The 24843-nt window shown below is 32.6% G+C and carries 22 protein-coding genes; 13 read left to right on the forward strand and 9 right to left on the reverse strand.

The window, feature by feature from the left end:
* Nucleotides 1-94: 94 nt before the first annotated feature.
* The 3 genes from SJY43_RS13725 to SJY43_RS13735 form a co-directional block, all read right to left on the reverse strand.
* Nucleotides 95-2134 carry a hypothetical protein gene (locus SJY43_RS13725; protein WP_396601316.1) on the reverse strand — a complete coding sequence of 680 codons (2040 nt, stop codon included), beginning with the start codon at nucleotides 2132-2134 and terminating at the stop codon, nucleotides 95-97.
* A gap of 159 nt (nucleotides 2135-2293) precedes the next feature.
* Complete coding sequence (locus tag SJY43_RS13730; protein WP_396601317.1) at nucleotides 2294-3316, reverse strand: metal-dependent hydrolase; 1023 nt, start codon at nucleotides 3314-3316, stop codon at nucleotides 2294-2296.
* Between the two features lie 299 nt (nucleotides 3317-3615).
* Complete coding sequence (locus SJY43_RS13735) at nucleotides 3616-4011, reverse strand: hypothetical protein (RefSeq protein WP_396601318.1); 396 nt, start codon at nucleotides 4009-4011, stop codon at nucleotides 3616-3618.
* 569 nt (nucleotides 4012-4580) lie between these two features.
* Here SJY43_RS13735 and SJY43_RS13740 point away from each other — a divergent pair.
* The 7 genes from SJY43_RS13740 to SJY43_RS13770 all read left to right on the forward strand — a co-directional run bounded on the left by SJY43_RS13740 (nucleotide 4581) and on the right by SJY43_RS13770 (nucleotide 10932).
* Nucleotides 4581-5213 carry a sugar transferase gene (locus SJY43_RS13740; protein ID WP_396601319.1) on the forward strand — a complete coding sequence of 211 codons (633 nt, stop codon included), beginning with the start codon at nucleotides 4581-4583 and terminating at the stop codon, nucleotides 5211-5213.
* 9 nt (nucleotides 5214-5222) lie between these two features.
* Nucleotides 5223-6233, forward strand: a complete 1011-nt coding sequence (locus SJY43_RS13745) for an ATP-grasp domain-containing protein (RefSeq protein ID WP_396601320.1) — start codon at nucleotides 5223-5225, stop codon at nucleotides 6231-6233.
* Between the two features lie 92 nt (nucleotides 6234-6325).
* A complete protein-coding gene (nhaC, locus tag SJY43_RS13750) occupies nucleotides 6326-7795 on the forward strand; it encodes a Na+/H+ antiporter NhaC (RefSeq protein WP_396601321.1) in 1470 nt (489 codons plus the stop codon).
* Nucleotides 7796-7941: 146 nt separating this feature from the next.
* Nucleotides 7942-8586 (forward strand): peroxiredoxin, encoded by a 645-nt coding sequence (locus SJY43_RS13755; protein ID WP_396601322.1) that lies wholly within the window; start codon nucleotides 7942-7944, stop codon nucleotides 8584-8586.
* 14 nt (nucleotides 8587-8600) lie between these two features.
* Nucleotides 8601-8915 (forward strand): thioredoxin family protein, encoded by a 315-nt coding sequence (locus SJY43_RS13760; RefSeq protein ID WP_396601323.1) that lies wholly within the window; start codon nucleotides 8601-8603, stop codon nucleotides 8913-8915.
* Nucleotides 8896-9153: a DUF6952 family protein gene (locus SJY43_RS13765; RefSeq protein WP_396601324.1), complete on the forward strand. Its 258-nt coding sequence runs from the start codon at nucleotides 8896-8898 to the stop codon at nucleotides 9151-9153. Before SJY43_RS13760 ends, SJY43_RS13765 begins: the two co-directional genes overlap by 20 nt.
* 66 nt (nucleotides 9154-9219) lie before the next feature.
* A complete protein-coding gene (locus tag SJY43_RS13770; protein ID WP_396601325.1) occupies nucleotides 9220-10932 on the forward strand; it encodes a PQQ-dependent sugar dehydrogenase in 1713 nt (570 codons plus the stop codon).
* Between the two features lie 108 nt (nucleotides 10933-11040).
* Here SJY43_RS13770 and SJY43_RS13775 read toward each other — a convergent pair whose 3' ends face one another.
* On the reverse strand, nucleotides 11041-11511 hold the full coding sequence (locus tag SJY43_RS13775; protein ID WP_396601326.1) for an ankyrin repeat domain-containing protein: 471 nt from the start codon (nucleotides 11509-11511) through the stop codon (nucleotides 11041-11043).
* Nucleotides 11512-11578: 67 nt separating this feature from the next.
* Nucleotides 11579-13753, reverse strand: coding sequence for a catalase/peroxidase HPI (gene katG, locus SJY43_RS13780; protein ID WP_396601327.1), 2175 nt, complete (start codon nucleotides 13751-13753; stop codon nucleotides 11579-11581).
* Nucleotides 13754-14053: 300 nt separating this feature from the next.
* On the opposite strand from katG, the gene tpx reads away from it, so the two are divergent.
* From tpx to ribB, 6 genes are all read left to right on the forward strand, one after another.
* Nucleotides 14054-14560, forward strand: a complete 507-nt coding sequence (gene tpx / locus SJY43_RS13785) for a thiol peroxidase (RefSeq protein WP_396601328.1) — start codon at nucleotides 14054-14056, stop codon at nucleotides 14558-14560.
* Nucleotides 14553-14924: a diacylglycerol kinase gene (locus SJY43_RS13790; RefSeq protein WP_396601329.1), complete on the forward strand. Its 372-nt coding sequence runs from the start codon at nucleotides 14553-14555 to the stop codon at nucleotides 14922-14924. The genes tpx and SJY43_RS13790 overlap by 8 nt, the downstream gene beginning before the upstream one ends.
* Nucleotides 14925-15011: 87 nt before the next feature.
* On the forward strand, nucleotides 15012-17399 hold the full coding sequence (locus SJY43_RS13795) for a DNA translocase FtsK 4TM domain-containing protein (RefSeq protein ID WP_396601330.1): 2388 nt from the start codon (nucleotides 15012-15014) through the stop codon (nucleotides 17397-17399).
* 12 nt (nucleotides 17400-17411) lie between these two features.
* Nucleotides 17412-18047: an outer membrane lipoprotein carrier protein LolA gene (locus SJY43_RS13800; RefSeq protein WP_396601331.1), complete on the forward strand. Its 636-nt coding sequence runs from the start codon at nucleotides 17412-17414 to the stop codon at nucleotides 18045-18047.
* Nucleotides 18048-18056: 9 nt separating this feature from the next.
* Nucleotides 18057-20027, forward strand: a complete 1971-nt coding sequence (locus SJY43_RS13805; RefSeq protein WP_396601332.1) for an LptF/LptG family permease — start codon at nucleotides 18057-18059, stop codon at nucleotides 20025-20027.
* Between the two features lie 31 nt (nucleotides 20028-20058).
* Nucleotides 20059-21204: a 3,4-dihydroxy-2-butanone-4-phosphate synthase gene (ribB, locus tag SJY43_RS13810; protein WP_396601333.1), complete on the forward strand. Its 1146-nt coding sequence runs from the start codon at nucleotides 20059-20061 to the stop codon at nucleotides 21202-21204.
* On the opposite strand, the gene SJY43_RS13815 is transcribed toward ribB, so the two are convergent.
* Genes SJY43_RS13815 through SJY43_RS13830 form a run of 4 tightly spaced genes read right to left on the reverse strand, consistent with a single transcriptional unit; the run spans nucleotide 21201 to nucleotide 24842 of the window.
* The gene (locus SJY43_RS13815; RefSeq protein WP_396601334.1) at nucleotides 21201-21671 is read right to left on the reverse strand and encodes a T9SS type A sorting domain-containing protein; all 471 of its coding nucleotides are present in this window, start codon (nucleotides 21669-21671) and stop codon (nucleotides 21201-21203) included. The genes ribB and SJY43_RS13815 overlap by 4 nt on opposite strands.
* A 48-nt stretch (nucleotides 21672-21719) precedes the next feature.
* Nucleotides 21720-23489 (reverse strand): tail fiber domain-containing protein, encoded by a 1770-nt coding sequence (locus SJY43_RS13820; protein WP_396601335.1) that lies wholly within the window; start codon nucleotides 23487-23489, stop codon nucleotides 21720-21722.
* Between the two features lie 10 nt (nucleotides 23490-23499).
* Nucleotides 23500-24108 carry a hypothetical protein gene (locus SJY43_RS13825; protein WP_396601336.1) on the reverse strand — a complete coding sequence of 203 codons (609 nt, stop codon included), beginning with the start codon at nucleotides 24106-24108 and terminating at the stop codon, nucleotides 23500-23502.
* Between the two features lie 35 nt (nucleotides 24109-24143).
* Nucleotides 24144-24842 (reverse strand): hypothetical protein, encoded by a 699-nt coding sequence (locus SJY43_RS13830; RefSeq protein WP_396601337.1) that lies wholly within the window; start codon nucleotides 24840-24842, stop codon nucleotides 24144-24146.
* Between the last annotated feature and the right edge of the window lies 1 nt (nucleotide 24843).

The following is a 24843-nucleotide window of genomic DNA, read 5'->3' on the forward strand; positions in this document are numbered from 1 at the left end:
CAGCCCGACATTAGGAGGTGCGAGGACTTATAACGGATAGCCCGACCCTTGTGGTTGCGCCATAAAAATAGAATTCCAGAAGGGCTTTATAATTTTATTTTTCTAAAAGTAATTTTTCAATACGTTCTAATCGTTTTTCTAAAGCTTGGATATTTGCGTCTTGAGATTGAATTTTCTCTTCTTTTTCTTCTAGCTTTTTATTTAACTCTACGATATATAAAAACTGTTCTTCAATTTTTTCTAGATTGCTAATTGTTGCATCTGTTAAATCTAATTTAAAGCCATTTTTCATTACTTCACTATAAGATTTAACACCTGGTAAATGCCCGTTTTTCTTAACAAATAACTCTGCACTCTCCAAAGAATTAAACTTGTAATCCTTTTTTATTAGTGAAGCGCCATTAAAATAATCTTCGAAAACATAATCTGGATAAGTAGTATTTGTTCCTGTTGCTAAAAAACTATTTGCTTTTACCACTCCCGAAGTTACAACCTCTGTTACAGATCCATTACCTAACCTTATTTGATTAGATGCCGTAGGTGACGCTTGATACCCAATACCAACTGCATTAGATTTTCCGTTATCGATTGTTATGTTATTACCTAGTGCTACTACGTTTTGGGCATTACCAGAAATATTATTACTATTACCTAAGGCAATACTATTTGTAACACCATTGCTAATATTAGAACCATTACCCAATATGGTTGAATTATTTGCTGAACCAAAAACTCTAGCTTGGTAACCTAAAGCGGTAGATCTTGTAGAACTCCCATTAACATAAGTGCCGTTACCAATGGCTAATGCTTCTGTTGCATCAACCTGTGCGGCATCTCCAATAGCTATACTACCTTGTTGTTCTACCTTAGAATTACTACCAATAGCAATAGCGTCTTGCGCGTTTGACTCACTATTTCTACCAATTGAAGTTGCTTGATAACCTGAAGCGGTAGCAATACTTCCAAAAGCAAGGGAATATGTTGCTGTAGCTGTAGATTGCTCTCCTATTGATGTTGAGCGATCTCCTGTAGCCTCTGTTGAACTCCCTATAGCTATTGAATTACTAGTTGAAACTAAAGCTGAATTTCCTATAGAAATTGAATCGACCCCATTAACACTAGCTGAAGAACCAATTGCCACGGCATTATTTGCTGCACTTGAAGAATTACTTCCTAGAGCCACAGCATCATTCGCTGTTGCTTCACTACTGTAACCAAGCGCTGTAGATCTTACCGCTACCGATTGCGCATCTCCGCCAAAAGCTAAACCATATTGTAGAGTAGCGTCACTATTTGCTCCAATAGCAACAGCCCCTAGTCCATTACTTCCTGTATTCCTTCCAATTGAAATTGAGTTTGTTCCGTAGGCATCCGAATTTCTTCCTATTGAAATAGCATCTTGTTGTGTTGCCTCGGCGTTATTACCTATAGCTACTACAGATTGTAAATTGTTATTTGTCGCATCTGCATCAACACCAATATAGGTGTTAAAATCTCCATTTGTATTAGTATCGCCAGAAGCATATCCTATAGCCGTATTTCTGCCTCCTAAGTTATTATGTAACGCATTTTGACCTACGGCAGTATTTCTAATACCCGTTGTAGTGGCAGTTAAAGCACTTGCACCTATAGCAGTATTACTAGAGCCAGATGTATTTGCTGCTAAACTACTAACCCCAAAAGCCGTATTGGATGTATGTAATAATCCAGAAGCTATATTATTTCTTTTAAAAACTAAATCTTGATTATTAGTTGTTCCTAAAAAATGTGTGCTACTATTAGTATTACCATTACCACTTATGGTCCAGCCAGTTTGTTGTAAAAATCGAATCCAATCTGTTTGAGCATTATCCCAATAATAAAATCCCGAAGAATAATCTTTAGCTGTACCATTAATATTTATTGCTGTTTGATCTAAATTAAGATATACCATCATAGAATTTTGATCGGCAATAGGATTAGTAGCAGGAAAAACATTTATTCTAGGAACTAAAAAACCATCGTTAGATGCTGGAGCAGTAACTGATGTTGGAGAAACATCTAAAGCTGCTTTAGGAGTTGTATTGTTTATACCAACTTGACTATAATTAATTGATACACAAAACAATAATATTATGTGTAAGTAATTTTTCATAAATAAAATAGGTTACTAATTTTGAGGTATGCAAATATAAAATAGCCAATCGTAAATGTTTCATTAAAAGTATACTAAAACACCATATGCCGACCAAACAACACAAAAATCAGTCTAAAAAACGAAATAATAAACCTACAAAAAAACCAATCATTAATCTTAAATGCCTTTAATGCGTTCCCATAAAGACGCCATAACATCTCCTAGACTATCAAATTTGGGTTTGAAAGGCTTCATGTTTAATCTGTTTTTGTCTTTGTAAAGTAACAGACTAAATACGGAGGTATTCGGATTATCAAGATCTAAAAGCGGATAACGCAAATCGTTGTATTGATATTCGTTTTCATTGAGTTTATAAACGCTGTAATATTGATTGCTAAACCATGCTAAATCATTAATATCTTTAAACTCTGAAGGCTTTAAATCCCGTTGTTTGGGAATTTCTCTGAAATTTAAAAACCGCCTTTTTGTATCCAATAAAGAATAATCAGAAATAAAATATGATGTTTCTGTTTCTACTATACCATACCACAATATGTTATTAAAAATGGCTGGTTGGGTACTAAACCTCATATCATTTATTTCACTATCTCTTAACGATTTCTTGAAAACAGAATCTATATAGAGTTTATTACACAATGTAAAAAGCATGTATAAAGAACTAATGCCAATCCCCCATTTTAACCATATACGCCTTCTAAAAGTTGTGCGTTTATAAAACATTAATACCAGCATGCAAATTAAAAATGGCAATGTATATAATGGATCTACAACCGCAATATTATTTAACGCGACCCTGTAATTGCTAAAAGGAGCAAATAACTGCGTTCCATAAGGAGTAAAACAATCTAAAATTGGATGGGTAAATAATGACCAAAAGCATAAATTAATCCAATCTTTTTGAGTTGTTGTATTAAAACGCTTTCCAGAATTATAAATTTTATAAAACAACCAACCTAATAAAAAAGCAGCAATTACAGAAAACAGTATGGAATGCATAAAACCTCTATGGAACAGCATGGCATCAATTTCGTTACCGTAAAGCCAACTACCTATTATTACATCTAAATCTGGAATAGTACCGCCAATGGCACCAAATAATAAGGCTTTATTTCCTATTTTCTTTCCTAGAATAGCTTCTCCACAAGCCGCACCTAAAACTATTTGAGTTAATGAATCCATATAAGTTGGTAAAGTTAACCAACTATTTTATATAGGAAACTAAATATGAAATTCGTCTTAGCCATACTAATTCACTCTAACTTGTTTTAACTGTAAATTCCGTTAAATCTAAAAGCTAAAATTGTTCTGGTTAGAATAGCGACTATGTTAACCAAAATTTTGATATATGGATTATTATCTTTCGCTCTATGAAAAGTTATAAAGCAAGCCTAACTGAACACCATAAAACCTATATCTCCATTTTCAAAAAATCTTCGAGTATCACAATGATGAATAGCACTAATCTCTTCTACAAAAAACTATTTTTCATAAATAATTTTATTTGAATCTATTTGCCGCCAATAAGTTCCATCACTTCGAAGCTTAATGGAAGTTTCACCATTTATTGATTCAGAAGCTTCATCAGATAAGTTATTGTAACTGGAAATAGTTTGAATAATATTAGTAGGGTTTTTAATAATATAAACCCGTCCTATACAAGAACTTGCTTTAGGCAATGTAATATTATGGTTTCCAGAAATTACAATAGTATAATGTGTTTCATCCAAAGTAAGGTTTTCAACTGTTGTTGTAACGTTTAAAGACAAAGAATCTTTAGCGTCTTGTGCTGTAATAGGGTAAGCAGTTGCAATTCCTACTTGCGCCACTAACTTTAAACAAAAAAACAGAAAGAACAGGGAGACAATTTTTTTCATTATTAGTATTTTAATAATTCTTCTATAATAAATAATGTTTCAAAATAGAAATTTTTGATATTTTTCTAAGCTTCATTTTCTACTTTTGTTTCCTCTTTCATATTTTTAAAAGAAATTGTTTTTGAATCTGATTCATTGTATATCATGAAATATAAAATAACAAATGCAAATAAAAGTGATAAAGCGAAAAACATAATTAGAAATTTTAAGGGTTGTTATAGTTAAGACGCTAATAATCAAATAAGTCACATTTATTTTTAAAATATCTGTTGAAATAAACCCTCAACCCCCCTACAACAATACATAATATTAGGATTACAAAAATAAAAATAATGAAGCCAACACTTTACAACTTATAGATTAAAGGCTAATTAAATAATTTATTATTTATGTAAGATTATTAGTTAATATTGAGTTTAAAAACATAAAATATCCTGTTTTTATTCCGTTACTCGAAAATAAAGTAGGTTTAGCATAAATTTTGATGAGTTTAAAATCTATATGCCTAAAATTGCGTTTTGAAATGAATATTTTAATGGATTAACCACTATTAAAAGTTAAAAATATAAATGAATTCGAAAGCCATATATGCAACTACAGTAAAACCAATTGGTGATTTTATTGGGGCATTTTGTCTTGCAATTATTTTAGTTGTTCCGTTTTTATTAATATGGCTAATTTTATATATTAGTGGTACTAAATCACCCATCTTCAAACAAGATAGACCTGGTAAAAATGAAAAGATTTTTAACATTTTGAAATTCAAGACCATGACAGATGAAAAGGACTCTAATGGTGCACTTTTACCTGATGAAAAAAGAACTACAAAGCTGGGTAACTTTCTTAGAAAAACCTCATTGGATGAAATTCCGCAAATTATCAATATTTTAAGAGGCGATATGAGTTTTGTTGGACCAAGACCACTTAGAACCCGTTATTTACCTTATTATACTAAAGAAGAATTAGTAAGACATTTTATAAAACCGGGCATTACTGGACTCGCTCAAGTATCTGGTAGAAATGCTCTAAACTGGGATGATAAACTAAAATACGATATTAATTATTTTAACCAAATATCATTCATGTTAGATATTAAAATTCTATTTAAAACATTTTTAAAGATTTTTAATTCTTCTGAAATTAATTTAAATATCGAAAATTCAAATTTTGATGAATATCGAAAAAATAAACTTAAAACATAGCTATAAGAAATGAACGTAATATTTACATGTTCTGGTAGAAGAAACTATCTTATTAGTTATTTCAAGTCAGTTTTAGGGAGAGAAGTAACAACAATCGCTTTAGATTCCCAAGCTTCAGCAACAGCACTTCAAGTTGCCGACATTGCAATTGTAGTTCCTGAAATATCATCAGATGACTATATTATCGAATTAAAAAAGATAGTTACTAAATATAAGGCAGATGCCATAATCCCATTAAATGATCTAGAATTCCCTTTACTATTAGAACATAAAAATAGTTTGGAGGAGCTTGGAGCAAAAGTGTTCATTTCAAATGAAGAAACAGTAAATATCGCTTTAGATAAATGGGAAAGCTATAAGTTTTTTAAATCGGAAGGTTTTAACACTCCTAAAACTTTTTTGAAAATTGAAAATGCGATTTCTTCAATTGAAACTAATGAAATAACATTTCCATTAATAGTTAAACCAAGATGGGGAAGCGCTTCTATAGACATTCATGTTGTTAACTCAATAGAAGAATTAAATCTAGCTTATAAACTTCAAAAATTTAAGCGTAGTTCTTTGATTTTCGAAACACTAAACAAAGATAATTCTGAAGACTTTATTTTAATACAAGAATTTATTAAAGGGCAGGAATATGGCATGGATATTCTAAACGATTTAGAAGGAAACTTTGTTGATGTTTTTGTTAGAAAAAAAATAGCTATGCGATCTGGAGAAACAGATAAAGCCATTACTATTGATAATAAAAGCTTTAAAGAAGTAGGCGGAAAATTAGCTAAAGTAACAAAGCATATAGGTGTTATTGATTGTGATTTTTTTGTTGTAAACGATCAGATTTATATTCTAGAAATTAACCCTAGGTTTGGTGGTGGTTATCCATTTACACACGAAGCCGGTGTTAATATTCCAGCAATATATATTTCATGGCTTTCTGGAAATAGCGATATTAAAAAATACCTAAACTATAATACTGGGCAAGAATTCGCTAAATATAGCGAAATAATGAAGTTAGAATAATATAAAAAAATCCGTTTTGCAACTTGTAAAAAACACATCAATTTGCATACTTAAGGTTAAAATCGTAACATTACGAGACAAAAATTCTCCTTATGCAAGACGACAATAATATTTCTGAATTTAAAGCCAAAGATCAAAACATTATAGAAAATAAAGTGCTTAATTTTTCAGAAGCTCTTATTCCAGTCGTTTTTTTAATGGCATTACTTTTTTACAATATCATATTTGCAGATGGTGAACTCTTAGGCGAATATTCCAATCAATTTATTTTACTTATAGGAGGTGTAATTGCGGCGGCAGTAGGTTTTTTTAAGAAGGTTTCAATTCATCGAATGGGTTCTGAAATTTGGGAGAACTTAAAAAGTGTTTTTGTTCCCATAATAATTTTATTTTTAGTTGGTGCATTATCTGGCACTTGGCTAGTAAGTGGAGTTATTCCAGCTATGGTATATTATGGTTTAGAAGTTTTAAGCCCAGAAATATTTTTACCTGCCTCGGTAATTATTGCAGCAGTAATATCTATCGCAACAGGAAGTTCATGGACAACCTCTGCAACCGTTGGTATTGCTTTGGTTGGTATAGGAACCGCTTTAGGTATAAACCCAGGCATGATTGCAGGTGCCGTTATCTCGGGAGCGTATTTTGGAGATAAAATGTCACCACTTAGTGATACGACTAACCTTGCTCCTGCCATGGCTGGCACAGATTTGTTTACACATATAAAGTATATGTCTATTACTACTGTTCCAACTATAATAATAACACTAATAGTATTTAGTATTTTAAGTTTTAGCATTACTACTTCTGGAAGTGCAGATGTAAGTAGCTTATTAAACACTATTAATACCACTTTTAATATTACACCTTGGTTATTTTTAGTACCGTTGGCCGTAATTGGATTAATACTACTAAAAACAAAACCTTTAATAGCATTAAGCTCTGGTGTTTTATTAGCCGCAGTATTCGCTTTTATTTTTCAACCAGACATTCTAAATGGCTTAGGAGACTCTAAACTATCGTCTATAATAATATCCATTTTTACAGATACTCAAATTACTACTTCAAATGAGAAGTTAAACGACCTATTTTCTTCTGGTGGTATGAAAGGCATGCTTTGGACTATTTATTTAATTATTTGCGCCATGGTTTTTGGAGGTATCATGGATGGTATTGGTGCACTTTCTAGAATTACAAGTGCATTATTATCTGTAGCCACATCTGTTTTTGGTTTATTTGCAAGTACCGTTTTAAGCTGCTTAGGTTTAAACGCCATAGCATCAGATCAATATTTAGCCATTGTTATACCTGGAAAAATGTTCAAAAAAGCTTTTGAAGATAAAGGTTTAGCACCCGAAAATTTAAGTAGAACATTAGAAGACTCGGGTACAGTAACCTCGGTATTAATTCCTTGGAACACCTGTGGGGCTTACCAATCTGGTGTGTTGGGTGTTGGCGTTGGCGAATATTTATTTTATGCCATTTTTAACTGGCTAAGCCCATTTACCACACTATTTTTTGCGGCATTAAACTTAAAAATCAGACAGTTAAAATCTAAAAAATAAATCTAAACTATACCAAACAAGTCTTAATATAAATTATATCTATTACTTGATAAAAATTTAAAATTTTATTAATTATAATAACGCATTTTCAAGTGTATATTTGCACTAGAAAAAAACAAATCTTAATAATATAAAATTTTAAAGAAATGGCATTAGTAGGAAAAAAATTCCCAGATTTAAACGTTGACGCAATGAATGAAATGGGCGATACTTTTAAAGTAAACGTTCTTGAAGAAGCAGTTAACAACAAGAAAAAAGTAGTTCTATTTTGGTACCCAAAAGATTTCACTTTTGTATGTCCAACAGAATTACATGCATTTCAAGCCGCTTTAGGTGAATTCGAAAAAAGAAACACTATTGTAATTGGTGCATCTTGCGATACTCCAGAAGTACACTTTGCATGGTTAAGCGCAGCTAAAGATAACGGTGGTATTGAAGGTGTAACTTACCCAATTTTAGCAGATAGCAACAGAAACTTATCTAGCGTTTTAGGTATTTTAGATATCACGAACGAAACTTACGACGAAGAAACAGGAACTGTTCAAGTTGAGGGTGATAACGTAACCTACAGAGCAACTTATATTATTGATGAAGATGGTGTTGTACAACACGAAAGCATAAACAACATGCCTTTAGGAAGAAATGTTGGTGAATATATTCGTTTAGTAGATGCGTTAACACACGTACAAGAAAAAGGAGAAGTTTGTCCTGCAAACTGGGAAGAAGGTAAAGATGCAATGAGCGCTAATGCAAAAGCAACAGCTGAGTATTTAGCTGCACAATCAAACTAAAATATTTTATCATCATGATTAAAGAATTAAGCGAAGATAACTTACAGAGCATTATTGCCGAAAACGATACCGTAGTGGTTCAATATTCAGCAACATGGTGTGGTAACTGTCGTATCATGAAACCAAAAGTAAAAAAATTAGCTTCTGAAACGGAAGCCGTTACTTTTGTTATCGCTGACGCGGAAAAGTTCCCAGAAAGTAGAACGTTAGCAACTGTTGATAATTTACCAACCTTTGCAACCTTCAAAAATGGCGCATTTGTAAACCAAGTGCAAACCAATAAGTTTGATGTTTTAAAAGATTTAGTAAATGAAGTTACCAGTAATTAAACACTTAACGCAGTTTATTGAAGACAACGATGAAGATTTTGTTGTTGAAACCATTGAAACTCTAGAAGCCTTAACAGAAGTACCATCGTTAAAAGACGAAGAACTAGATGTTATTGGTGAACTAATATCAAACATGTATGGTGCTATTGAAGTTAATAAAATGACTCAAGATGGCACGCCTAAAAAAGAAGCTTTAAATAGTTTTATGAGCCGAGTTATGGGTTCTATTGACAAATAATTGAAAAAGAAAAATTTAAAAACCATCTTGTGAAAACAAGATGGTTTTTTATTGGCACCAAAACAAATGAACTTTAGACTACTTTTTTTATGCTTTTTCGCATATTTTATAGGGAATACTCAAAATCCAGTTACAAATGGTAGTGATTGGTCGGTATCTAACCTAACACCTCAAAATGCTTTAGATTTTCCGTATACCCTTTTAAACGGACCCAACAATAGTCTTTGGGTTACTGAACGGGAAGGAAAGAAATTAGTAAAAGTTGATAAAAGTTCTGGTAATGTAACAACTATATTAGATTTATCATCTGAAACTCCAGCTGTACATCAAAGCAAAGGACAAGATGGTCTTTTGGGAATGGCAATACACCCAGATTTATTAGCAGATATTACAACAACAACTAATAATTATGTGTATTTAGCCTATACATATGATATTGACACTTCAGACGATAATGATGATAATACAGAAGATGACGTGGACCGAAAACTAAGAATTGTTCGTTATACTTATAATAATAGTTTAGAAATGTTTGATAACAATTCTGATTTCGAAATTATTTCTGGATTAGATGCCAGTAATGATCATAATTCTGGAAAATTAGTCATTGGCCCAGATTTAAAACTTTATTATTCTATAGGTGATCAAGGAGCAAATCAATTTGGTAATGCATGTAACCCTATACGCTCTCAAGACTTACCTACCTCGGTTACAGATTTTGGTACATATAAAGGAAAAATACTTCGCTTTAATTTAGACGGCACAATCCCAAATGATAATCCGACTTTTAATTCTGTACAAAGTCATGTATACACTTATGGTCATAGAAATGCTCAGGGTATAGTTTTTGGATCTAATGGTAAGTTATACTCATCTGAACATGGTGGCAAAGTAGATGACGAAATAAATATAATTGAAGCTGGTAAAAATTATGGATGGCCAGAAATTGCTGGTGGCTATGATAATAATGGTTACACATATTGCAATTGGGCCTCTACTCCAGGCGGATGTTCTAGTAATGGTTTTAGCAACCATAACTGCCCTAGTAACGTTACAGCAATGACTGAGTTTGCTTCTCATCCAACAATGCCATCAGATTTTATGGCACCAATGGGCACCTACGGAAGTACATCTACTTCTGAACCAACTGGAGGATGGCTAAGTTGGCCAACAGTTGCGCCTTCAAGTATAAGTATTTATGAAGGAGGAGTAATCCCTAATTGGGGAACATCTTTACTTATACCAACTTTAAAAAGAGGAACAATATTTAGAGTAAAACTAGATGATTCAGGAAACACCATTGATGGTAATCCAACACTTATGGATGACAGCGTTTACGAAGAGTGGCATTCATCTAACGACAGATATAGAGATATTGTTGCAGATCAAGATGGTGTCACATTTTGGGCCATTACAGATAACTCTGGCGGAACTTCAGGACCTTCGGGTAGCAGCAATGTAGGTGTAACTAATAAAGGAGTTGTTATGAAAATTGAATTTGTTGGACAGACACTAAGTAACAACATATTAGAAAGTGATTCAAATATAGCTCTACATCCAAACCCAGCAACCGAAAGTTTTAATATTTCGTTTGATGATAATATATACGAGACTATAGATCTCGAAATTATTGATATGAGCGGTAGAATTGTTAAAAAAATAGACAAAATTCATAATGAAGAAAACATCATTTTAAATGAATTAAAAAGTGGTCTATTCATTGTTTACATTCTAAAAAACAACATAAAAATTGATAGTAAAAAATTGATTATTAATTAAATTATTTAAGGTCAATTATTAATATTAAGACAACAGAACTATATACACCTAAGTGATTTATTAATGGAAATTATAGAGGTCTTTATTCATGATTAATTTAAATACATACTATGTTAAAAGTTTTTCTATAGCTTTAAATCCTTTTTCTTTGGCATAATCCATAGCAATTTTGCCTTCTTTATTCATTATAGTTTTATCTGCTTTATACTCTAATAATAAAACAACCATATCGGTTTGATTATACATAGTTGCAAAAATTAATGGCGTAATGCCAAGGTTATTTTTTGTGTTTATATTGGCTCCTTTTTTTATTAAAAGCAATGCCAAATCGGTATTTCCTTTAAAAGCAACACCTAAAAGCGCCGTATTTCCAGAAGCATCTTTAGCATCAACTTCTGTATTAAACCCGAGTAAAGCTTCAACACAATCTTTTTTATCAAAATATGTAGCAAAAATTAGAGGGGAAAAACCCCTAGCATCTTTGATATTTACCAAACCTAGATTTCTTTCTATTAGTGCTTTAACATGGTCTGCTTTACCGTTTTTAATGGCATTAAAAAACAACTCTGTTTCGTTCATAATTCTATTATCAAAAAAGGAATGGATTTTTCAACCCACTCCTTCGTAACATTATTTTCAATTATTCTTATTTCAAATCAAAACGATCTAAATTCATCACTTTAGTCCACGCTGCTACAAAATCTTTAACAAACTTTTCTTTGTTATCATCTTGGGCATAAACTTCACTATAAGCCCTAAGTATGGAATTAGAACCAAATACTAAATCTACGCGAGTTGCTGTATATTTAACAGCACCTGTTTTACGGTTTTTAATTTCGTAAGTGCCGTTTTCTAAAGGTTTCCATTCAAAAATCATATCGGTAAGATTCACAAAGAAATCGTTAGTTAATGCGCCTTCATTTTCTGTAAAAACACCATGCTTTGTTCCGCCATAATTCGTTCCCATTACACGCATCCCTCCAACTAAAACGGTCATTTCAGCAGCTGTTAAACCAAGTAATTGAGTGCGATCTAATAAGATTTCTTCAGGACTTACAACATATTCTTTTTTCTGGTAGTTTCTATAACCATCAACTACAGATTCCATAGACTCAAAAGACTCCACATCTGTCATATCTTGAGTTGCATCTCCTCTACCTGGTGCAAATGGCACTTCAATATCCATTCCAGCGTTTTTAATAGCTTTTTCAACACCTATATTACCAGCTAGCACAATAGTATCTGCAACGCTAATTCCAAATTCCGCAGCAATTGGTTCTAGAACAGAAAGTACCTTTTGCAATTTTACAGGCTCATTGCCTTCCCAGTTTTTCTGTGGGTCTAGACGTATACGAGCACCGTTTGCTCCACCTCTAAAATCTGAACCTCTAAAAGTTTTTGCACTATCCCAAGCTGTAGATACTAATTCTGAAACACTTAAATCTGTAGCTGCAATTTTAGCTTTTACTGCATCAACATTAAAATCATAATTTCCTTTTGGTACAGGGTCTTGCCATATTAGTTCTTCCTGTGGCACATCTGGTCCAAACCAACGGTCTTTAGGTCCCATATCACGATGCGTTAATTTAAACCAAGCACGTGCAAAGGCATCAGAAAAGGCATCAAAATCATTCATGAATTTTAATGAAATTTCTCTATAGATTGGGTCCATTTTCATAGCCATATCCGCATCGGTCATCATCGGGTTCAGTCTAGTTGTTAAATCTTCAACATCAACAGGTTTATCTTCTTCTTTAATACTAACAGGTTCCCATTGATCGGCTCCAGCAGGACTTTTTCTTGATTCCCACTCATGATTAAATAACATTTCGAAAAAACCATTATCCCATTTCGTTGGGTGCGTTGTCCAAGCTCCTTCTAATCCACTCGTTACTGTATATCTTCCTTTGCCAGATTTTGTAGGATTTGACCATCCTAAACCTTGCTCTTCAACACCCGCTGCTTCAGGTTCTGGACCTAGAATACTAGCATCTCCATTACCATGTGTTTTTCCTACTGTATGACCACCAGCTGTTAACGCAACTGTTTCTTCATCATTCATCGCCATACGTTTAAAGGTTTCTCTAACCTGTTCAGCAGTTTTTAAAGGATCCTGTTTACCATTTACACCTTCTGGGTTTACGTAAATTAATCCCATTTGAACAGCTGCTAACGGATTTTCCATAGTATCTGGTGCATCAACATTGCCATAACGTTCATCACTTGGTGCTAACCACTCTTTTTCTGCTCCCCAATACACATCTTTTTCTGGGTGCCATATGTCTTCACGTCCAAAGGCAAAACCATACGTTTTTAGCCCCATATTTTCGTAAGCAATATTTCCAGCAAGAATAATAAGATCTGCCCAACTTACTTTATTACCATATTTTTTCTTAATAGGCCATAGCAAACGTCTCGCCTTATCTAAACTAACATTATCTGGCCAAGAGTTAAGTGGTGCAAAACGTTGATTTCCTGTACCTCCGCCTCCACGTCCATCTGCCAATCTATATGAACCTGCAGCATGCCAAGCCATTCTAATCATTAATCCACCGTAGTGCCCCCAATCTGCAGGCCACCAATCTTGACTATCGGTCATAAAATCATGAAGATCTTTTTTAAGTCCTTCTACGTCTAAAGTTTTTAATGCCTCTTGATAATCAAAATCTTCGCCCAGAATGTTTGTTTTTGTATCGTGCTGATGCAAAATATCGAGATTTAATGTGTTAGGCCACCAATCTGTTACTGTTTTTTCGGTTGTAGTAATAGCACCTTGCATAAAAGGGCACTTACCAATATCGCCGCTGTTGTTATGATCCATAAAATATAATTTTTAAATTAGAGAAATGTTTATAATGTAAAAATAAAACCTCTATAGCTTCAACCAAACCATAATTAATTCTTATGACTTATACATTAATCAATAAAATTTATTGATAACAATAATATCATAAGGTTTCCTTATAAAGATAAAAAAAATTAAACTATTACATAAAATCAATTTGTTAATTAAAGCATATTTTTTTTACTTAATTTATAAAATGATTAAAAAAAACAGCTCAGTAAATCAGTCGCACGTGCTAAATATTCTTATTTTTATAAAAATTTAAAAACATAAAAAATGGCTAAAGTAACTTTAAAAGGAAACCCAATAAATACGTCAAGTAATTTACCAGAAATAGGAACAAAAGGTCCTAATTTCTTACTAACAGCAACAGACTTATCTGTTCATAGCTTAACTAATTATGCAGGAAACAAATTAGTTTTAAACATTTTTCCAAGTATAGATACAGGTACTTGCGCTCAATCTGTTAGAACATTTAACCAGGAAGCAAGCGAATTAGAAAACACAAAAGTACTATGCATATCTCGTGATTTACCATTTGCTCAAAAACGTTTTTGCGGTGCTGAAGGTCTAGAGAATGTTGTTAACTTATCTGATTTTAAAGATGGAAGTTTCGGAAAAGCATATGGATTAGATTTTATTGATGGCCCATTAGAAGGTTTACATTCACGTTGTGTAGTTGTTTTAGATGAAAACGGTACTGTAAAATATACAGAACAAGTAAACGAAATTGTAGACGAACCAAATTATAAAGCCGCTTTAGAAGCATTACAAGATGCCTAAAAAAGAAGAGTCCTTTTTTGTTAATAGAATAAAAAGTGTTGGTTATGCCTTTAAAGGTGCTGTTTTACTTTTAAAAACCGAGGCCAGTATAAAAGTCCAGTTTTTTATAGCCTTAATTGTTACAGCTGCTGGATTCTACTTTAATATTTCTACAACCGAATGGACTATTCAACTATTAACAATTGGCTTAATAATAAGTATGGAAGGTATAAATACAGCTATTGAAGCTATTGCTGATTTTATTCACCCCGAACATCATGAAAAAATTGGTTTAATAAAAGATATTGCGGCAGGGGCTGTTTTTATAGCCTCTGTATTCGCATGTCTTATAGGGCTTATTATTTATCTTCCTAAAATTTTTTAAAATACTATTACCCCTAGATTAAACGTTAGTAATTTGTATTTTTGTTGAGTTGTATAAACAACCACATTTTCAAATAACAACCTATTAATGGCCAAAAGCAGAACTAAAGCTAAAAAAGCACCTATAAAAAAACTTAAAAAACCAAACTTTAAGCTATCTAGCCAACAAAAATTGGTACTAGGTAGTTTTTTGGTAATTGCTGGGCTTTTATTATTTATTGCTTTTGTCTCCTTTATATTTACCGGAGAAGCAGACCAAAGTACATTGGCAGATTTTTCTAATCGAGACGTTAAAACTAAAAACTGGTTAAGTAAATCTGGTGCGTGGTTAAGCGATTTCTTTATACAGCGTGGTTTTGGCGTTGCCTCTTTTATTTTTTCGGGATTAATTTTCTTGTCTGGTATTTATGTTTTGATGAACATAGACAAAGTAAAACTTAGAAAACATTGGTTTTGGGGAATTCTTATTATTATTTGGTCTTCAATTTTACTAGGTTTCGTTGGAGATAAAAATGATATACTTGGTGGAACTATTGGTTTTGAAATTAATAGTTTCCTTCAAGATTTTATTGGAAAAATAGGCGTTTCATTATTATTAGTATTTGGCTTAATCACCTATCTAGCTATGCGTTTTAAAGTTACTTTTGAGAGCTTTACTAGATTTTTTAAATCAGCGAAAAAAGATATTAAAAGCGAACTATCAGATATGAAAGAAGACGTTGTTGTCCCTTTCGATAACAGTTTATCTGATGAAGCTGAAGCTATAAAAACAGCACATGAAATTTCATTAGAAAACAAAACTCCAATTACTAAACCTGCTGTTAAACCTAAACCAGAACCTGCACCACTAGAAGTAAAAATACCTGAACCTGAAGTTGAAGAAGAACCAGAATTAGAAATAAAAGTTGAAGATGTAAAAGAGGAAAAATCTGAAACCGACAACCTAGCAAATAAATTAGTTGAAGATTTCGGCCAGTTTGACCCTACTTTAGAATTAGCAAAATATCAATTCCCAACACTTGATTTATTAAAGAAATACGACACAGAAGGTATTACCATTAATCAAGAGGAGTTAGAAGAAAACAAGAATAGAATTGTTGATACATTAAACAATTATAAAATTGGTATCTCAAGCATTAAAGCTACTATTGGCCCAACGGTTACCTTATACGAAATTGTTCCAGAAGCTGGAATTCGTATTTCAAAAATTAAAAATCTTGAAGATGATATTGCCTTATCACTTTCAGCATTAGGTATTCGTATTATTGCTCCAATTCCTGGAAAAGGAACTATAGGTATAGAAGTACCAAATAAAAATTCGACCATAGTGTCTATGCGTTCTGTAATTGCTTCAAAGAAATTTCAAGCTTCAGAAATGCAATTACCTATTGCATTAGGTAAAACCATTAGCAACGAAACATTTGTTGTGGATTTAGCAAAAATGCCTCACTTATTAATGGCAGGTGCTACAGGTCAAGGTAAATCGGTTGGATTAAATGCTGTTTTAACATCACTACTTTATAAAAAGCACCCAGCCGAAGTTAAATTTGTGTTGGTTGACCCGAAGAAAGTAGAACTTACGCTTTTTAATAAAATTGAACGTCATTATTTAGCTAAACTCCCAGACGAGGCGGAAGCTATTATTACAGATAACACTAAAGTTATCCATACGCTAAATTCATTGTGTATAGAGATGGATAACCGCTACGAAATGTTAAAAAATGCACTTTGTAGAAACATAGCTGAATACAATGCAAAATTTAAGGCTAGAAAATTAAACCCTAACGATGGGCATCAATTTTTACCATATATTGTTTTAGTAGTAGATGAGTTTGCCGATTTAATAATGACAGCTGGCAAAGAAGTTGAAACACCAGTTGCAAGACTAGCACAATTAGCCCGTGCCATTGGTATTCACTTAATTATTGCAACGCAACGTCCGTCTGTAAATGTTATTACAGGTATTATTAAAGCCAATTTCCCTGCGCGTATTGCCTTTAGAGTATCTAGTAAAATTGATTCTCGTACCATTCTAGATGCTGGTGGAGCAGATCAACTTATTGGTCGTGGAGATATGCTTTACACGCAGGGTAATGACATGATAAGAATACAATGTGCATTTGTTGATACACCAGAGGTTGAAAAAATAGTAGATTTTATTGGTGCTCAAAAAGCCTATCCAGATGCTTATTTACTTCCAGAGTATGTTGGTGAAGAAAGTGGCACAGGTCTTGATATAGACATATCAGATAGAGATAAACTATTTAAAGATGCAGCTATTGTAATTGTAACAGCCCAGCAAGGCTCGGCTTCGTTATTACAACGTAAGTTAAAATTAGGTTACAATAGAGCTGGTAGAATTATAGACCAGTTAGAAGCTTCGGGAATAGTTGGACCTTTTGAAGGTAGTAAAGCAAGACAAGTTTTAGTACCAGATTTAATAGCATTAGATAAACATTTAGAAGACGAATTATAATTATAAATGAAAATGAAAAAATTCTTAACCTTATTATTAATTACACTTTCCATTAATACTTTTGCTCAAAACAAAGCAAAGACTTTATTAAACGAAGTTTCTGCTAAAGTAAAAAGCTACGATAACATTTCTTTAGACTTTAAATACACTTTAGAAAACCTTTCTGAAAACATAAAACAAGAAACCAAAGGAGATGTTGTAATGCAAGGCGATAAATACAGATTAAACATTCTTGGAGTCACTAGACTTTTTGATGGAAGCGCTATGTATTCTATAAGTACTGAAGATGAAGAAGTAACAATCACATCAAATATTGATGATGAAAATGATGCAATAACACCAAGTAAAATGTTATCTTTTTATGAAGAAGGACACACTTACAAACTTGATATTGAACAAGATATAAACGGAAGAAAAATACAATATGTGAAGCTTACTCCTATCGATTCGAATTCTGAAATAAAAAGTATTCTATTAGGTATTGATGCATCAACAAAACACATCTACAACTTAATCCAGATAGGTGAAAATGGTACAAAAACAACGCTTACTGTTAATTCTTTTAAAACAAACGAGCCTTTATCAAAAACCTTATTTACCTTTGACGCCAATAAGTATAAAGATTATTACATCAATAAATTAGATTAGGTACCACGGGTGAAAATTCTAGATCGATACATAATAACTACTTACCTTAAAACTTTTCTCAGCGTGTTTGTTATACTCATGCTGATTTTTGTTTTACAAACAGTATGGCTATATATTAAGGAGCTAGCTGGTAAAGATTTAGACATTATAGTTATTGTTAAGTTTTTAGCTTATTTCATGCCAAAACTAATTCCATTAGTTTTACCGCTTACTATCCTTTTAGCCTCTATCATGGTATTTGGGAGTTTTGCAGAAAACTACGAGTTTGCAGCCATGAAATCTACAGGCATTTCATTACAACGTGCCATGTCTGGCCTTAGTGTTTTTATTGTTGGTTTAGGTATTATCACTTTTTTATTTTCAAACAATGTAATTCCTTGGGCAGAATTAAACTCCTATAATTTAAGAAGAAACATTGCAAAAATAAAACCCTCTATGGCCATTGCAGAAGGGCAATTTAACGCTATAGAATCTACAAATTACAATATTAAAGTAGAAAAGAAAAGTGGAGATAGAAATCAATATCTTGAAAATGTAACCATACATGTAAAAGGCGATAATGGCAGAACGAATGCTACCGTTATAAAATCTAAAACTGGTGAACTTGCAAGTAGCGAAAACTCTAATGTTTTAAAGCTTATTTTAAATGATGGGCATTTCTACAATGATGTTACTCCTAAAAAAAGAGCAGACAGAAACAAAAAACCTTTTGCAAAAAGTAAGTTTGAAACCAAGATTATAAATATTGATTTATCGCAAATGAATAATGTCGATTTTGATGAACAATCGCAAACCGACAAATACAACATGTTAGATATTAGCGGGTTAAACAAAACAATAGATTCGCTAGTTATTAAATATAATGATGAGCATGATGCTTTTGCAACTAATCTACAATTAAGATCTGGCTTAAATAAACCTCCCCCAACCAGTAAAAAGGTTGTTGATTCCTTGCGGTATACCGGACCAATTTTAGAACTTTTTAACACTCAAAATAAAAAAACACTAGTTGATGTTGCATCAAAATCTATGATAAGCTCGAAACAACTTATTATATCAAAAGAGAACACCACGAAAAACTCTAAAATTTATCTTAATAAACATATCATTTCACTACACGAAAAATTTGCATTAGGTTTTGCTTGTGTAATCCTCTTTTTTGTTGGCGCACCGTTAGGAGCTTTAATAAGAAAAGGTGGTATTGGTTTACCCATGGTTATTGCCATTCTTTTATTTTTAACCTATCACTTTATTGGTATTTTTGCTACAAATAGTGCTAAATCTGGAGATTTTAATCCTATTCTAGCACCTTGGGTTTCAACCTTAGTTATGTTACCACTTAGTATATTTTTAACTAAAAGAGCTACTGCAGATAGAGGTTTATTTGATTTTAGTAGCATATCCGAACCTTTCAAAAAGATTTTTAAAATAAAAGAAAAAGATAGTGTTGATTATAAATACTTGTTAGATTATACCAATGAAGAACTTGTAGATACAATCAACAATTATGAATCTCTAGGACACAATGAGACTACAAGATACAAAGCCATTGAGACTTTAAAAGCTAGAGATTTTTCAACATCAGACTTAAGAGCTAGTGGTATAAATATTGATAAAAATTATGATACTTCCGAAACTATAAAACAAGATTATATCGACCATTCAAAGTTCGCGCTAGTATTATATATTATAGGGGTAGCATTGTTAATTTTATTCTTTGTATTTAAAAACAACAAACTACTACCTCTAGCAACAGCTTCTATACAATTAAGCATTATTTCTTTAGTTTTATACGTTGTATATTATATAAAATCGATTATTAATACATTTCAGTTTTATAATCACATTAATAAAAAACAGAATAAACCCAATGTATTCCTATTAATACTTGGGCTTCCTTTTTACTTCGTTGCGTATCTATTTTTGAATGAGAAAATGAAAAGCGACTTAAAAGCAAATTGCTTAGAATCTTTAAAATAAGCCATATCTTTGTACTATGATGGTTAATACTATGACACAAAAAGTAAAACAAAAGTTTCAACTTAATACAATACACGAGGCTATTGACGATATAAGAAACGGAAAGGTTATTATAGTTGTTGATGATGAAAATCGTGAAAACGAAGGCGATTTTTTGGCTGCTGCCGATATGGTAACTCCAGAAATGATAAACTTTATGGCTACACATGGAAGAGGTCTTATTTGTGCGCCATTAACAGAAAACAGGTGTAAAGAGCTTGAATTAAACATGATGGTTCGAAATAATACTGATCCTATGGAAACTGCCTTTACAGTATCTGTAGATTTGAGAGGTGGCGGTATTACAACAGGGATTTCAGCAAGCGATAGAGCAAAAACAGTACAAGCATTAATTAATGACGATACCAAACCTTTTGAGCTGGCAAGACCAGGGCATATATTCCCTTTAGTTGCTAAAGAAGGTGGTGTTTTACGCAGAACAGGACATACAGAGGCTGCGATAGATTTTGCAAGATTAGCAGGCTTAAACCCCGCAGGAGTGATTGTAGAAATCATGAATGAGGACGGCAGTATGGCACGTTTACCACAGCTTATTGAGGTTGCAAAAAAACTAGATTTAAAAATTGTATCTATTGAAGATTTAGTAGCCTATAGAATGCAGCATGACTCGTTGATAGAGAAAAAAGAAGATTTTCAAATTGAAACACGTTTTGGAAGTTTTAGATTAAGAGCGTACAAACAAACTACCAACAATCAAGTACATATAGCCTTAACTAAAGGACAATGGTCTACTGATGAAGATGTATTAACTCGAATAAACTCTACATTAATAAATAACGACATATTAGGTACGTTAACCAATAATGCCGATCAACAATTAGACGATATGTTTAAGGTTGTTAATGATGCTGGCAAAGGCGCTATTATATTTATAAATCAAGAATCTCAATCTATGAATATATTAAGCAGATTGGCATTTCTTAAAGAACATCAAGCAGCGAATGAAGTAGCCAAAGCACCAAAAATTAATATGGATCATAGAGATTTTGGTATTGGCGCTCAAATACTTCATGATTTAAACATTCACAAGCTTCGTTTGATATCAAATTCTGAACAATCTAAACGTGTTGGCTTGATTGGTTATGGAATTGAGATTGTAGAGTATGTTAAGTATTAATGAATAACAACGCGTTTGCTTACAAATTGATTATCTACTGAGTACATTTTAAGAATATAAATGCCAGAGTTGTAATTTTCGACATTAATTTTATTCAAATAAGACGATTTAAAAACTTGCTTTCCTAACACATCATATATTTCAATTTTTGTTAATGGAATATCAGAATTAATATGTATCACCTCTGATGCTGGATTTGGATAAATTTTAATCTTAAGTGCAGAAACTTCAGCTTCATTAATTCCTAAAGCCGACCTCAACAAATCTCCATTTATGAAGCCTTCCGAAAGATAAACATCACTTGATGATAACTCTTGCACATTAACTTCACCAATAGTATAGAGCATTTGTATACCTCCTGCATTTGTTAATTCGCCTCCACTATCAATACTAAACTTATCTATAGATTGAGCACTTGCCATAAATACTAAGAAGTACGCAATTGAAAAGAAATATTTTGTTTTCATAATTATGATGTTTATTCAGTTTTTAAAATTCTTTATCGTAATAATAAATTAGTTATTAGCTTCAATTTTTTCTACTCTAGAGATGAGATTATTGACTGTGTTTTCCAACGATGAATTATCTGCAGATAATATTTCGATTTGATTATTTTGCGCTTCAAGTACCGTTTGCTGTTCTTGCAATGCTTTTATTAATATTGGAATCAACTCAATGTAAGACAACGACAATATATCTTGCGCTTCAACATAATGTGTAATACTTGGGAAAATTTCTTGTACTTCTTGGGAGATTAAACCCAAGTTACGCTTAGTGTCCTTTTGGTCTTTCATTAAATAACTTACCGGATTAAGTTGCATAATTTTTTTGAGTGTGCCATTTTCTAAAGCAGTAATATCTTTTTTTAAACGTCTGTCTGAGACTGTAACATAGGCTCCAGATGTTTCATGAAAATAACTAGTATATATACCATTTCGATAAAGCACAAGCGCACCTAGATTGTTTACATGAAATTGCCACGATTTATCACTATTTAAATTTTTTATACTAATGGCATTGGTGAGATTTGATGGTGTTAGCCCTCCATCTTGATGCGCTACTTCAAATAAACTTTGTGGGCTTGAAGTATTAATACCTGTTTTACTATTTTTTAAAATAGTAAAAGCATCATCTCTATTTGTGCTTGACGTGCCATTACCTACAACAAACAAACGATCGTTTTCTTCCCAACTTTCTATACCCGTTGGTTCATAGGTTGTATTATATCTACCGATAGCCAATTCTGCATAAGATGGAGCTTCTGTTCCATAGCCCATTGCTGTTGAATAAGGTCCTGAAGCTTCTGAACCATAGCCCATTGCAGTAGAATAATTTCCTGAAGCTTCTGAACCATAGCCCATTACTGTTGAAAAATCTCCTGAAGCTGTTGTTACACTCCCCATGGCTGTAGAAGAATATCCTGAAGCTTCTGAACCATAGCCCATTGCAGTAGAATAATTTCCTGAAGCTTCTGAACCATAGCCCATTACTGTTGAAAAATCTCCTGAAGCTGTTGTTCCACTCCCCATGGCTGTAGACCAATCTCCTGAAGCTGTTGTTCCACTCCCCATGGCTGTGGAGTAATCTCCTAAAGCCTTTGCGTACAATCCCATTCCTGTTGAATACTGGCCTGAAGCTTCTGTGTAAACTCCCATTGCAAAAGAAGCATAGCCTCTAGCACCATATAAATCTGAATTTTCAACGCTAATACTTAAATCAATAGCGCTGTATCCAATAGAACCAAAGTTTTCAGGATTACTACCTATTAATCTCCAACCTATTCCATTACCTTCGTCTATAGTTTCTAAACCTGTAGGTATGGTGTTTGGTTGATTAATTAAATCGTTATAATCGCCACTAAATACATTTTCGGCCACAGCCGCAGTTTCTGCATGTTTTGCGTAAGGAACTGCTGTAAACTCGGTAGCATCAAAATTTATAGTACCTCCACTATAGGTAATACTTGTTTGTAAAAAATGAGCATATTTACCCCATTCTATAGTACTAAAGTCGCCTATATTTGGTGTGGTAGCCGTACCTATGTTTAGTATTACAAGCCCACTATTATTTGTTGTGTAATTATGTTCTTCTTGATATACTACAGCTCCTGTTTCTGTATTTTGATGGATGCTAAATTGTACTGTCATGTAAGTATTGCTTAGTACATTGCCATCGGTATCTTTTAAAATTGCTTTGTAGTTAATGCCTTGTTGGGCAAAGCTTGATACTGAAATTAAAAGCCCGATAATTATTTTAATAGTGTTTTTCATAATGTTTGTTTTCATGATTTTTAGTCTAATTATTTTTAGTACCAAACAACTTTTCTGAATCAGAATACCCAATACCACTAAAGTTTATTGGTGTAAAGGTTACTTCGCTCATGGATGCATCCTCTAAATTGCCTTCATCAAAACGGATTTTCATTTTTGTAACTTGGGCTCTACCTGATGCTGTTGGTTTAGATAAATCTATAGTTCCTGAAATTTCGCTTTCTGGTAAACGCTTTCCACCTTCATTCAAAAGCTGATACATGGCACCCATTCTACCACCTCCCTTTTTGGGCGTTTTTAAAATGGCTGTTACTTTTTCTAACTTATTGGTTTCTCCATCGTAAAAAAGCTGAACACTTTCCTTTCCTTTATCTAATTGCTTAGTAAAGGTGATTATAGCTGTGCGTTTTTTTGTTTTTTTATGTCTACTTACAATTCCAGAAGCTTTGGTGTAAGCCCAATCTTCACCATTGATTTTGCACAAAAAAGTGCCTGTTTTATCAGTTTTTGGTTTTGCGACAATCTCTTTATTTGAAACCGCTATCGTTTCATTTTCAATATTTTGGTTTTTGGTTTCTTCTTTACAAGATGACATAACAAAGACCAATAATGATAGCATTATATATTTTTTCATGAGTCTATTTTTTTATTACAAATACGTTGAATTAATTATTTACAAACCCTTAAAGTTGTTGATGCTAATGAGACACTATTGGCAGAAACCGTATTTTTAGATTTCAATAATGGTCGGATGGCGTCATTAAATAGACGTTTAGTAACATCGGTTGTAAAAACTCTTATCATTTCATCATTTACAAGTCTATTAACATCGTTGGTTAGTTTTGGAATTACTCTAGCCAAACCATTGCCTTCTAGCCTCCCTATCATTTTTACTTCTCTCACTTCAAAAGATACAGACCTTTGAAATGTTATTGGTTTTAATGTAAAACGTAATATTTGTGGCCCTCTCCATTCTATATCTGGTGCTCTTCTATCTCTAGACATTTTTATACAGCCACCACATATTCCCTTTAACTCTATACCGTTATTATCAAATTTTACATCTAGTATAAAACTGTTTTTCTTAGAATCATACCAAAAATTACTATCAATACGCCTTACGTCTTCAAAATAATATGTCCAAGTTCTACTTACAGGGCTTATTTTTAAATCTTTAAGGTCAAGATTTTGTCGCGTTCCATTTATAGCTAAAAACCCATCAGTTCGATCTAGTTTTATGTCTAATCTTGGTTTTACTTTTTTATTTAAATAACTAGCTATTTCCTTCGTGTTTATGTCAGTACATTGTGCTGTTAGGTTTATTGAAACCATTAAAACCATAATACAAGTGCTTGCTAAAATTTTCATT

The organism is Algibacter sp. R77976 (assembly GCF_044594645.1).
Taxonomy (GTDB): domain Bacteria; phylum Bacteroidota; class Bacteroidia; order Flavobacteriales; family Flavobacteriaceae; genus Algibacter_B.